The sequence below is a fragment of the Pseudomonas sp. DR48 genome, from assembly GCF_019823085.1.
In the GTDB taxonomy this organism is placed as follows: domain Bacteria; phylum Pseudomonadota; class Gammaproteobacteria; order Pseudomonadales; family Pseudomonadaceae; genus Aquipseudomonas.
On the sequence record NZ_CP081946.1, the window covers coordinates 2,442,008 to 2,452,229 of the forward strand.

Annotated in this window: 8 protein-coding genes; 4 read left to right on the plus strand and 4 right to left on the minus strand. The window is 57.9% G+C overall.

The genetic code is table 11. The features are described from left to right. Positions 1–2 precede the first annotated feature (2 nt). The 4 genes from K5K95_RS11115 to K5K95_RS11130 all read left to right on the plus strand — a co-directional run bounded on the left by K5K95_RS11115 (position 3) and on the right by K5K95_RS11130 (position 2,715). Positions 3–353: a hypothetical protein gene (locus tag K5K95_RS11115; protein WP_222589478.1), complete on the plus strand. Its 351-nt coding sequence runs from the start codon at positions 3–5 to the stop codon at positions 351–353. A gap of 106 nt (positions 354–459) precedes the next feature. Continuing rightward, positions 460–879 carry a hypothetical protein gene (locus K5K95_RS11120; RefSeq protein ID WP_222589479.1) on the plus strand — a complete coding sequence of 140 codons (420 nt, stop codon included), beginning with the start codon at positions 460–462 and terminating at the stop codon, positions 877–879. A gap of 443 nt (positions 880–1,322) precedes the next feature. Beyond that, positions 1,323–1,646: a hypothetical protein gene (locus K5K95_RS11125; protein WP_222589480.1), complete on the plus strand. Its 324-nt coding sequence runs from the start codon at positions 1,323–1,325 to the stop codon at positions 1,644–1,646. Between the two features lie 232 nt (positions 1,647–1,878). Further along, entirely contained in the window at positions 1,879–2,715 is an 837-nt protein-coding gene (locus K5K95_RS11130) for a 23S rRNA (adenine(2030)-N(6))-methyltransferase RlmJ (RefSeq protein WP_222589481.1), read from the plus strand. Between the two features lie 91 nt (positions 2,716–2,806). Here K5K95_RS11130 and msrA read toward each other — a convergent pair whose 3' ends face one another. From msrA to aceF, 4 genes are all read right to left on the minus strand, one after another. After that, positions 2,807–3,454, minus strand: a complete 648-nt coding sequence (gene msrA, locus K5K95_RS11135) for a peptide-methionine (S)-S-oxide reductase MsrA (protein ID WP_222589482.1) — start codon at positions 3,452–3,454, stop codon at positions 2,807–2,809. Positions 3,455–3,657: 203 nt separating this feature from the next. Continuing rightward, the gene (locus K5K95_RS11140; protein WP_222589483.1) at positions 3,658–6,351 is read right to left on the minus strand and encodes an EAL domain-containing protein; all 2,694 of its coding nucleotides are present in this window, start codon (positions 6,349–6,351) and stop codon (positions 3,658–3,660) included. Between the two features lie 231 nt (positions 6,352–6,582). Beyond that, positions 6,583–7,977, minus strand: coding sequence for an alkaline phosphatase D family protein (locus K5K95_RS11145; RefSeq protein ID WP_222589484.1), 1,395 nt, complete (start codon positions 7,975–7,977; stop codon positions 6,583–6,585). 270 nt (positions 7,978–8,247) lie between these two features. Next, complete coding sequence (gene aceF / locus K5K95_RS11150; RefSeq protein WP_222589485.1) at positions 8,248–10,221, minus strand: dihydrolipoyllysine-residue acetyltransferase; 1,974 nt, start codon at positions 10,219–10,221, stop codon at positions 8,248–8,250. Between the last annotated feature and the right edge of the window lies 1 nt (position 10,222).

The following is a 10,222-nucleotide window of genomic DNA, read 5'->3' on the forward strand; positions in this document are numbered from 1 at the left end:
ATATGAAACGCCAACCTAAACTTTCTATCTTGCGCGGCCTGCTTTTTCTATTTGACATTGACAATGTTGATGATGTCGAAAGAGAAGAGATCATAGCTTCTAAAAATGTTAATGATGAGGCGGAGCTCGCTGAGTTGTTCGATATGCTAATGAGGCCAGAATTCACTGCCTATAGTGACAGTGATCGCGAGTGGTATATCGATACATTGATTTATTATTTGGGGTTGGAGGAGAGCTTTGATTCTGTTTTTGATAAGTTGACAACTTATTTTGATGACGAGGTTGAAGATCGACGGAAATTTATGCAGGTTCTTCTGGAATGCCTGTTGCGATATCAGGCTGAAATGAAATAAAAACTATGCGATTCTAAAATAAATAAATCCGTTCCGTTTTTTTTCGAAGTTAAGTTCGATAAGGATAATGTGCTGCGGCCTTTTACTGCTTATCCTTCGGGAGGGAATGATGTTGCGAGATCCATTTTTAAATGAAGAGTTTCAACGGGATTTGATGTGGTTTATTGGCGTTTTTGATGTTTATGATCGCGAGGAAACTCGGGGCGCGGAACTGGAAGCATTTAATCCTAATGACCGCTTTGACAGAGCGGAGCTGATCAAAAGATACAGCTTGAATCTAGGTTATCTGTCCTATAGACATAAGCTCGTGCTGATGGATTTTCTAGCGGAAAAGCTAAGCGATGCGTCTTATGATTTTCAGAGTTTGTTTGATATAGATGAAGAAGATGCAGGTAGTTGGCCGCGTGGTGAGTGGTATGCATTGGAGGACCCCCGTGGATTTCTTCAAGATGTCTATATTTTGGCTCAGGAGGCATGGAAGGAAGATCTTCTTTTAGCGAGTTTTGAAGATCGGGCCAGTTGGTGATGGAGAAGGTGGCGCCTGTCAGTCTGGACTCCTCCGCGTCGGCATTCCCAGTGCCAATTGCCAGCATTGCGGAGTGTTTAAGTATTGTTTAAAGAACTCGCAACTATTACGAAATTTCCGGGCAAGCCCATCGGAAGTTTCCTTCAAGTTGTGACGGCTTCCATGAACTGGTGGCCGATGGGTTGCAGGGATAGTCTTTGGCTGTCACCGCGTAAGTGGTGGCAGGGTGTAGGAGCCCTCTCTCATGATGCAACAGCTCTGTCGTTTGATTGCGGCACTTAACTCGTGTCCATATGATCGTTCGCGGCGGCTGTGTGCGGGACACGCTTCGGCGTGGCCGAGGTTCATGAGTGCTCGGTACTCCTACTCCTGCGCATGGCTGCCACCCAAACCTGTAGGAGGGTGCGTTTGGCAGCTCATTTTTATACTCATGGAATTTACAAATGACAACGCTAACGCCAGATCCACCCTACGAAAAACCAATCCCCCACCCCAAAAATCGCTTCATGGCCCTCACCAGCAACTGCAGCGACATGCCCACGCTGTTCGTCGATACCCACGCGCCGCTCGATGTTTTATACGACGCCGCCAACTATCGAATTCGCGCCGTTACCCAAGTACTTGAGAACATGTCGATGCGCGGCTCCGTCGAGTGTGAGTCGTTCATCCTGAGTGATTTCGCTTTGCTCTGCGCCATTCCGTTGCGCGATGGCTGTGATGTGTTGGACGTGATTGGGCGGCGTTTGCGGGCCCGGCCTTCGGAGTAGCGCCGAAGAATGATCGTTCCCACGCTCCAGCGTGGGAATGCAGCCCGTGACGCTCTGCGTCACATTGGTGTCATGCGCGAATTCGGTTGCGCGGCTGGAACGCGGAGCGTCCCTTGAGGCGTTCCCACGCGGGAGCGTGGGAACGATCAGCTTGTGGAGTGGCCGCTCGGCTGTGAGGCCCTGACGTTCGGCGCCGTACAAGGTAAACTTCCCGGCCTTCGCAGGAGCAATCATGAATTATCGTCACGCCTTCCATGCCGGCAATCACGCCGATGTGTTCAAACACCTGACTTTGACCCGCCTCATCGCCTTGATGTCGCGCAAGGAGCAGCCGTTTGCCTATCTCGATACTCACGCCGGCATTGGTCTGTATGACCTGCAGGGTGATCAGGCGAGCCGTACCGGTGAGTACCTGGAAGGTATTGCGCGTTTGTGGGATCAGCCGGATCTGCCGGCGTTGACCGCTGATTACATGAAGGTGTTGCACGACATGAACCCGGATGGCCAGTTGCGCTATTACCCGGGATCGCCCGAGTTGGCGCGGCGCCTGACGCGGCCGCAGGATCGGGTGATGCTCAACGAGAAACACCCCGAGGACGGTGTGTTGCTCAAGGACAACATGGCCGGTGACCGTCGGGTGAAGGTGCATCTGGGCGAGGGCTGGCATGTGCCGCGGGCGATGTTGCCGGTGCAGGAGAAGCGGGCGGTGATGTTGATTGATCCGCCGTTTGAGCAGCTCGATGAGATGCAGCGCTGCGCGGCTTCGCTGAAAGAGGCGATTGGCCGGATGCGTCAAACCGTGGCGGCGATCTGGTATCCGGTGAAGGACCAGCGCTTGTTGCGACGTTTTTATCAGGACCTGGCCGGTACGGGCGCGCCGAAGTTGTTGCGTGTGGAGTTGCTGGTGCATCCGCTGGATACGCCGAACAGTTTGAATGGTTCCGGGTTGGCGATTGCGAATCCGCCGTGGGGCCTGGAAGAGGAATTGCGTGAGTTGCTGCCGTGGTTGTCCAAGAAGCTTGGGCAGACCCAGGGTGGGTGGCAGATGGATTGGTTGATTGCTGAGTAGCAGCGGCAAGATTCAAGCGGCAAGCTGCAAGTAAAAGCGTGAGCGCAAGGCTTTTCGCTTGGGGCTTGCCGCTTGCCGCTTATAGCTGTCGCTAGATTGGGCAGGTCACGCCTGTACCGCCAATCCCGCAATATCCTTCCGGGTTCTTGGCCAGGTATTGCTGGTGATAGGCCTCGGCGAAGTAGAACGTCGGCGCTTCGTCGATTTCAGTGGTGATTTCGCCTTTCCCGGCCTTGGTCAGTTCGGCCTGGAACACGTCTTTGCTGTGCTTGGCGGCGGCCAGTTGCGCCGGGTTGGTGGCGTAAATCACCGAGCGGTACTGGGTGCCGATGTCGTTGCCCTGACGCATGCCCTGGGTGGGGTTGTGCAATTCCCAGAACATCTTCAGCAGCGCTTCGTAGCTGACTTTTGCCGGCTCGTAGACCACCAATACCACTTCGCTGTGGCCTGTCAGGCCCGAGCAGACTTCTTCATATGTCGGGTTCGGGGTAAAGCCGCCGGCGTAACCCACCGCCGTGCTGACCACGCCTTCGCGCTGCCAGAACTTGCGCTCGGCGCCCCAGAAGCAACCCAGGCCGAAGATCGCAAAATCCACGTCCATCGCGAACGGGCCCAGCAGCGGAGCGTCGTGGACGAAGTGTTTTTCCGGCACGGTCATTGGGGTTTCACGGCCGGGCAGAGCTTGTTCTTTGGTAGGAAGCACGTTTTTGTTCACCAGAATTTCCGAGCGCAAGACCATTAGCAGTCCCCTCAGTCAGGTTGAGTTGTAAATAAACAGGCTGCCAGTGTGCCCAATGCTGCCAAGTTACGCACTACCCCTGTAGGAGTGAGCCTGCTCGCGATGGCGGTGTGTCAGTCAGAATCCACGTCGCTGACACACCGCCATCGCGAGCAGGCTCACTCCTACAGGGGATTGGGGGTGTCACGCGAGGGTGTGGGCTGTCAGACGAGCGGGCCGCGCGGGTAGCGCTTGAGCTTTTCGATCAGCTCGGAACCCGGGATAGGGCGGTCGAACAGGTAACCCTGGCCGACGTCGCAGCGGTGGCGGCGCAAGAAGGCCAGTTGTTCGGCGGTCTCGATGCCTTCAGCGACGACCTTGAGTTTCAGGTTGTGGGCCATGGCGATCACGGCGGAGGTGATTTCCATGTCGTCCTGGTTGTCCGGGATTTCATGGATGAAGCTTCGATCGATCTTGATGATGTCGATCGGAAATTTTTTCAGGTAACTGAGCGATGAGTAACCGGTGCCGAAGTCATCCATGGCCAGGGTCAGGCCCAGGCGCTTGAGCTGATCGAGCTGCAAGTGGGTGTCTTCGGTGGCTTCCAGCAGCAGGCCTTCGGTCAGTTCCAGCTCCAGCAGGTTCGCCGGCAGCGCTTCTTCCTTGAGGATGTTGGCAATCGATGACACTAGGTCCGGGTCGGAAAACTGCTTGGGCGACAGGTTGATCGCCACTTGCAGATTGCCCAGGCCCGCGGCGGTCAGGTCTTTGCTCATGCGACAGGCCTGGCGGGCGATCCACTTGCCGATCGGAATGATCAGCCCGGTCTCTTCGGCGACGCTGATGAACTGGTCCGGGCGGATCATGCCTTTTTCCGGATGGTTCCAGCGCAGCAGCGCTTCCATGCCCAGCAAGCGGCCGCTGCGCAGGCAGAGTTTGGGCTGGTAGAACACGTCCAGCTCATTCTGGGTCAGGGCGCGGCGCAGGTTGTTCTCAACGAACAGTTTGTAGCTGGCTTCGGCGTTCAGCGCTTCGGTGAACACCTGAACCTGATGTTTGCCGTTGGCCTTGGCCTTATGCAGCGCCAGGCCGGCGTTACGCATCAGGGTCTGTGGATCGCGACCGTGCAGCGGCGCGCAGGCCAGGCCGACGGAGCCGGTGACGCTGATCAGTTGGTTATCGACGAACATCGGCTTGTCGAGGGTCGCGAGCAATTGGTTGGCGACTTGCTGGCCCATCGAAAGGTCGGTGTTGTCCAGCAACACGGCGAACTCGTTACTGGCAAAACGCGCCAGGCTGCCACTCGGGCTCAGGCTGTTGCGCAGACGTCGGGCCAGGCTGATCAACAACTTGTCGCCGGTCTGGTGGCCAAGGCTGTCGTTGATCCGCTTGAAGTTGTCGATGTCCACCAGCAACAGGCTGATCGGGGTATCGCTGTCTCGGGCGAAGCGTTCATCGAGGTTGCGGATGAATGCCGGGCGGTTGCCGAGGTTAGTCAGGTTGTCGGTGTAGGCCAGGCGCTCGATGCGCTGCTGGGCGAGTTTGGTCTGGGTGATGTCTTCGTAGATGCCGATGTAATGCGTCAGCTCGCGGTTGTCGCCGTAGACCTTGGAAATCGACAACTGGCCCCAGTAGGGTTCGAGGTTTTTACGTCGACTCTTGAACTCGCCCTGCCAGCTGTTGCTCTTGGCCAGCGCCGAGGGCGCGTCGAACAGCAGCTCGCTGAGGTTTTCCAGTGCCGGCAGTTCCGACAGCCGCTGGCCGTGGACTTCTTCGGTGCTGTACTGGGTGATCGCGGTGAAGCTCGGGTTGACGTATTCCACCACGCCGTCGCAATTGACCAGCAAAAAGGCGTTGGCGCTTTGCTCGACGGCACGCTGGAACAGGTGCAAGGCGCTGGTGGCGGTGCGGCGATTATGGTTGTTGATGACCTGGGCGAACTGGTCGGCGAGCTCGCCGGCGAAGGCGATTTCATCCGACTGCCAGGCGCGGGTCACGCCGGTCTGCTCAAGACAGAGCACGCCAACCACCTGGCCATCCACGCGGATACTGGCGTCGAGCATGGCGTTCACATTACGCGGGCGCAGGCTTTCGGCCATTTCCCGGGTGCGCGGGTCGCGCATGGCGTTGTGCGCGTCGATGGCGCGGCTGCTGTGCAACGCCTCGAGGTAATCCGGGAAGCCGCTGACATCGATCGGCTCGGGCAATTGATACTCCCCGGACGCGCGGTGATAGGCCGAGATCGGCACCAGCAGCGAACCTTCGAGGTTCCACAGGCTGGCGCAGTCGATTTCGTAGATATCACAGGCGCTACGGGTAATCAGCTCGGCGGCTTCTTGCAGGGAATTGTTGCTGCTGTAGCGCTGGCGGGTCAGCAGCAGGATCAGGTCTTGCTGGGCGCGCACCCGATCCAGATGCTGCAGTTGCTCCAGTTGGGCGCGCTGATTGAGTTCCAGGGCGATTTGCAGGCGTGAGTTCTGGGTTTCCAGGTCCAGCGTCGGCAGCAGTTGTCCGTCCTCGAACAATCCGTCCACGACCATCAGGTAGCCGCGCAGCAGGTGTCGATTGTGTTGTCGGTAGGCTTCGCCGAGTTCGAGCAGGCTCAGGGAGCCCTTGGCGGTGTGCAGTTTGTAGCGGATCAGGTAATTGGGGCCGTTGCTGAGTTGCTGCTGAATCGCGTCGTGCAGTTGATAGCGCGCTTCGGGCTCCATCAGGCTGGCGTAGGGTGAGTCGACCAGGGCGCAAAGCTCCACGGCCGGCACACCAAACTGTCTTTCGCAATTGGGATCGAGAAACAGCAGCGCCCAGCTAGCTTCATTCAGCCGTTCGAAACGCAGCATGCCGAGCCGCGAGGGCACAGGCAATTGCGTCACTACCTCGGCCACCATACGGCTGGCGGCATCGGGTTGGCTTTTCATTGAGGGAAACTCGCTTCGAATGTGCTGATCGCGCCGGGCTCTCGCCCTCTTAACTGTTGCCTGCGGCAAGGTTGCATCATTGCGACACTGACTGACAAGAGACATGAAGGCCAAGTGCTATAAGAATATGTCGGCAGCGGGGCGGATTTCTCCAGCCAACGACCGAAACTAATGCTTTTCGCAAGAAATCGCAGCCACAGGCGTCGCCCAGGGCTGCGATTTTTTTTGCGGTTAACGCAAAGGGATCGTGACCGATTGCAGTGGCTTGCCATCGCTGTCGTGATAATTGACCCGTATCTGCGCCTGCTCAATGATCAGGTGGGCAAAGTTGTCCTGGCTGATCACGTCGCTGGTCAGTTGATGCCGATAGTCCCCGGCCGCGGTTTGTGCCAGTGGCTGGTCAAGCATGAAGGTCGACGCCTTGGCATACGGCAGCAATTTGCTGTTGCACAGCGGTGACGAAACGATGGTGTGCACTTCGAAGTCTGGATCTTCGCTGTGGGTCAGGCGACTGGTGAGGGAGCCATGGACATCGCCGGAAATGAACAGGACGTTTTTGATGCGTTGTGTACGAATGGTCTCCAGCAGTCGTAGTCGTTGTTCCGGAAACGCTTTCCAGGCGTCATCGCCGTGCGATTTGCGGTCGGGGTAGAACATCACGCTGGTGACCACGCATTTGACCCTGGCCGGGCTGTGGACCAGCCATTTGCACATTGCCTGCTCCTGCTCCTCATCGAGTATCCGTCGATCATCGGCCGACAGATTGCGTCGGGTGCGGCTGTCAGTGACAAACCATTCAATGTCACCTTCGGTGAACTGATACCAATACTGTTCCAGTTTTTTGCTCGGTTGTCCGCTGGGCAGAAGTTCATGTGCCGGGCTGTGGCTGGCTTGATACAGCTCATAGGCGGCCATGGCATTTTTATATAAATAGTCGTCTGCCTTGCTTTTGTTGGCGGGCCAGTTGTCTTCTATTTCATGGTCGTCGAGGATCATGTAAGTCGGCGTGCCGGACATTAACTTTGCGATATGAGGCTGGGCAAAAGCCGTCCGATACTTGCTGAGTATTTCCTTGTACTCCCGGTCAGGCGCAATAACGTTTAAGTCGTCGACGTAAATTTGGTCGCCGGTCATCAGCATGGCGCTGATGGGAGGGTCAGCCTGCTGCGAAAGCTGTGTGATCGAAGCAAAGATCCGGTCGCCTGCCTGTGGCGTGATTGCCACCCCGGCAGTCATTCTCAGGTAGCGGCAGGAGCCGACGATGTATGCCCGCGGCGTCGTGGTTTTGCTGGAGTGTGTACGGAAACGATACGTCTCCCGAGGCCATTGCAGCGGTAACTCCTGAACCGTTTCGACGGTGTGCACCGGGCTCATGGGGCTGAACCATCCGGCTTGATATTCGTATTCAGTGTCGGTGGCCAGATCATTGAGCGCGATCACATCGGACATGTCGCGCAGGATGGACAGTTTGACAAAAATGCCTTGGGACCAACGTACTTCTCCTTCGCGCCGGTAACGGATACCTGCAAAGACCAGTGACTCATCTTGATGTTCACCGCGCAGAAAAATACGCACGTGATTAGTTGTAGTGTGGCCAATGATTGGGCCAACAGTCGGTTTGAACATGTTCGAATCCATTCGAAATAACGCTAACTAAGTAAAGGAAGTTCTAGGGATTTATTAGAAGTTCCTGTTGAACTAAGCCTAGTTATTGGGCGAAGAAAAATATCGCGCGAAAGTGGACCGGAGTTGTGGGCGGGGTCAGCTGAGGCTGTAGGAAAATGCTTTATTCCAGGCAAAAAAAGCCCCGCCAAATTGGCGGGGTTGAGGTACGAGCGTGGCGCTCGGAAAACGTGGAACGCGAACGGCCCTCCGATGAAGGAGGGCCGGTCGTGGTTACAGCAAGATGGTGCGGATGTCCGCCAGCAGGCTGCTCAGACGCTGGGTGAAGCGTGCAGCAGCGGCGCCGTTGATCACACGGTGATCGTAGGACAGCGACAGCGGCAGCATCAGTTTCGGCTGGAAGGCTTTGCCGTCCCAGACTGGCTGGATGGTTGCCTTGGAGACACCGAGGATCGCCACTTCCGGCGCGTTGACGATCGGCGTGAAGCCGGTGCCGCCAATGTGGCCGAGGCTGGAAATGGTGAAGCAGGCGCCTTGCATGTCGTCGGCGGTGAGCTTTTTGTCGCGGGCCTTGGCAGCCAGTGCGGCGGCTTCGGCAGCCAGTTGCAACAGGCTCTTCTGGTCGACGTTCTTGATGACCGGTACCAGCAGGCCTTCAGGAGTGTCGACGGCGAAGCCGATGTTGACGTACTTCTTGCGGATGATCGCTTTGCCGCTTGGTGCCAGCGAACTGTTGAAGTCCGGCAGTTCCTTGAGCAGGTGCGCGCAGGATTTAAGCAGCAGCGGCAGGATGGTCAGCTTGACGCCAGCCTTCTCTGCAACGGCTTTCTGGGCGATACGGAACGCTTCCAGCTCGGTGATATCAGCCGAGTCGAACTGAGTCACGTGCGGAATGTTCAGCCAGCTGCGATGCAGGCTCGACGCGCCGATTTGCATCAGGCGAGTCATTGGCACTTCTTCGGTTTCACCGAAGCGGCTGAAGTCCACGACCGGAATCGGCGGGATGCCCGCGCCGCCGGTTGCGCCAGCAGCGGCTGCCGGTGCTTCCTTGGCCTTCTGCATCATGGCTTTGACGTAAACCTGCACGTCTTCCTTCAGGATGCGACCGTGCGGACCGCTTGCGCCGACTGCGCTCAGCTCGACACCGAATTCACGGGCCAGTTGGCGTACAGCGGGGCCTGCGTGAACCTTGGCGCCCGGCTTGGCCGGTGCAGCCGCCGGTGCGGCAGGCGCAGCGGCAGCAGCAGGAGCCGCTTCAGCCTTGGCCGCCGCAGGAGCAGCAGCAGGCGCGGCAGCTGGTGCCGGAGCCGCGGCCGGAGCAGCGCCTTTGACTTTCAGCTTGAGGATCAGATCGCCGGTTCCGACTTCGTCGTCCAGCTTGACGGAAACGCTTTCCACCACGCCAGCGGCTGGCGATGGAATTTCCATGCTCGCCTTGTCGGATTCCAGGGTGATCAGCGACTGGTCGGCTTCAACGGTGTCGCCGGCCTTGACCAGGACTTCGATGATCTTGGCCTTGCCCGACGAACCGATGTCCGGCACATGAATGTCCTGAACGCTGTCCGCAACCGGTGCAGCCGGGGCCGCAGCGGCAGGTGCCGGAGCAGCGGCGGCCGGTGCAGCCGCCTGAGCTGGAGCGGCCGCAGCCGGTGCCGCAGCCCCCGCCACTTCCAGGTCTAGGATCAGGTCGCCGGTGCCGACTTCGTCGTTGAGCTTGACGCTGATGGCCTTGACCACGCCAGCGGCAGGCGATGGGATTTCCATGCTCGCCTTATCGGATTCCAGGGTGATCAACGATTGATCAGCTGCGACGGTGTCGCCGACCTTGACCTGAATCTCGATGATCTGGGCCTTGCCCGACGAACCGATGTCCGGCACGTGCACTTGCTGAACCGAAGCGGCAGCAGGTGCGGCAGCTGGAGCTGGAGCGGCGGCAGCGGCAGGCGCCGCAGCAGGTGCAGCTTCAGCCTTGGCAGCTGGCGCAGCGGCAGCCGTCGGGGCCGCAGCAGCGGCACCTTCGACTTCCAGCTCCAGCAGTTCGTCGCCTTCTTTCAGACGATCGCCCAGCTTCACTTTCAGGCTCTTGATGATGCCGGCCTTTGGCGCAGGCACTTCCATGCTCGCCTTGTCCGACTCAAGTGTCAGGATGCTCTGATCGGCTTCGATACGGTCGCCGACCTTCACAAACAGTTCAATTACTTCACCTTCACCGCTGCCGATGTCAGGTACGCGAATGAGTTCGCTCACA